This window comes from Nonomuraea sp. NPDC003201 (genome assembly GCF_053590415.1).
In genome coordinates this window covers 1-2,010 of sequence record NZ_JBSFTC010000684.1, presented here as the reverse complement: position 1 = coordinate 2,010, position 2,010 = coordinate 1, and the positions used below count along the sequence as shown (strand labels likewise).

Annotated in this window: 1 protein-coding gene; it reads left to right on the top strand. The window is 72.2% G+C overall.

Features of this window, described 5'->3' with window-relative positions; genetic code table 11:
• On the top strand, positions 1–1,971 hold a 1,971-nt coding region (locus ACWDX9_RS62705; protein WP_449973352.1), incomplete at its 5' end, for a golvesin C-terminal-like domain-containing protein.
• Positions 1,972–2,010 lie beyond the last annotated feature (39 nt).

The following is a 2,010-nucleotide window of genomic DNA, read 5'->3' as shown; positions in this document are numbered from 1 at the left end:
GCGGAGTCCCACAAGGTGGCCTCCGCCGTGGATCCGCTGGCCAGCTACCACGTGTACGGCCTGGCCGTCCTGCCCGACGACACGATCCTGGCCTGCACGGAAGGCCGGCACCAGGTGTGCGACGCCGGACCGCACGACCTGCTCGTCCGCCGCAGCACCGACGGAGGGAAGACCTGGAACCCGTCGCAGACGGTGGCGGCGTCCGTCGACGGCGAGTCCTGGTCCAACCCCACCTTCGTGGTGGACCGGGTGACCGGCGAGGTGTTCCTCTTCCACGGGCTCTGCGTGCAGTTACCCGAGAACACCAGCTGTTCCGCCGACTCCAGCACGGTGTACGTCATCTCCAGCAAGGACGGCGGCGTCACCTGGAGCGAACCGCGCAGCCTGGCCGGGCTCTTCGACCACTTCCCGTACAACTGGGCGATGCACGGCCCGGGGCCCGGCCACGGCATCCAGCTCGATTCCGGCCGGCTGCTGCTCACCGTGTCCCACCGCACCATCATCACCGGCGTCCCGACCGCCGATCGCCACTACGGCGCCTCCACCGTCTACAGCGACGACCACGGCGCCACGTGGCGGTCCGGCGGCGAGGTGCCGATGGGCGACGGCTACCCCGTCGTGGGCGAGGCCAGGCTGGTGCAGCGTGCGGACGGCACGGTGGTGATGAACAGCCGGCCCGGTTCGGGCAACGACTGGCCACGGGACATCGCGGTCAGCACGGACGGCGGCCTGACCTGGTCGCCGCCCAGGATGGACTTCAGCCCCGCGCTCTTCAACGGCGTCGACACCGGCCTCATCCGCTACACCGGCGGGCCGGGCAGCGAGGACGTCAACCGCGTGCTGTTCAGCCGGCCCGACTCGCCGATGCGCTGGAACATGACGGTCGCGGTGAGCTACGACGAGGGCCACTCCTTCAGGTACAGCCGCTCGGTCAACCCGGGCCGGGGATATTACTCGGACCTGGCGTCCCTGTCCGACGGCACGATCATCCTCCTCTACGGCTGCGACGGCGACCTCGACGGCTCTCCGCGGCGCGTGGCCGCCGCCCGGTTCAACCTGGAGTGGCTGACGCAGGGGCGGGACAGCCTGGTCACCGTTCCGAAGCTGACCGAGAGGACGTACGACCTGGGCCGCCCGGCGGTGCGGGCCACCCGGTCGGGCGGGACGGTGACCGTGGTGGAGGAGGCCACGGCGCGCGGCGGCGCCCGCGCCGTCTTCACCCCCGGAGCGATCGGGGACTACATCGAGTACCCCTTCGTCGCCGCCCCGGGCGGGCGGCCGGAACTGTGGCTGCGCTACTTCCGCTCCGGCGACGGGGGCCTCGTGACGGTGACCGTGGACGGGAAGGCGCCGCGCACCTCCACGCTGGATCTGACGTCGTTCCGCGGCGACGGCTACGACGTCGCCTACCTGGGCCGGATGGCGTTGCTGCCCGGCCCGCACACCATCCGCTTCACGCTGGCCGGCGCCGGCCGGGGCGGCGGCACGGCCATCTCGCTCGACCAGCTGAGCCTCGTCCGGGGCTCCGCCGCGCCGGACGTCCGCGAGGAGGTCACCGTCGACAACGGCGGGCTCGGTTTCGAGACCACCGGCACCTGGCCGAGCAGCAGGGGCGTCAGCGGATACTACGGATTCAACTACCTGACGCACGCCCGCGGCACCGGCGCCAGCACCGCGCGGTGGCGACCGGCGCTCCCGGGCGAGGATCGTTATGAGGTGCTCGTCTCCTACGCGGCCGACCCCAACCGGGCGACCAACGCCCCCTACGTCGTCCACCATGCCGCAGGCACCACTCCGGTGGCCGTCAACCAGCAGGTGCGCGGCGTGCCCGACCCGCGCATGGGCGAATGGACGTCTTTGGGCACCTTCTCCTTCCGGGCCGGCCTCGAGGGATATGTCGAGCTCAGCGACGCGGCCAACGGCGTGGTCATCGCCGACGCCGTCCGGTTCCGCCGGCAGGCGCCCGCATGACGGCCGTGCCGAGCCCCGCCGCCGCGGTGGCGCTGCGCC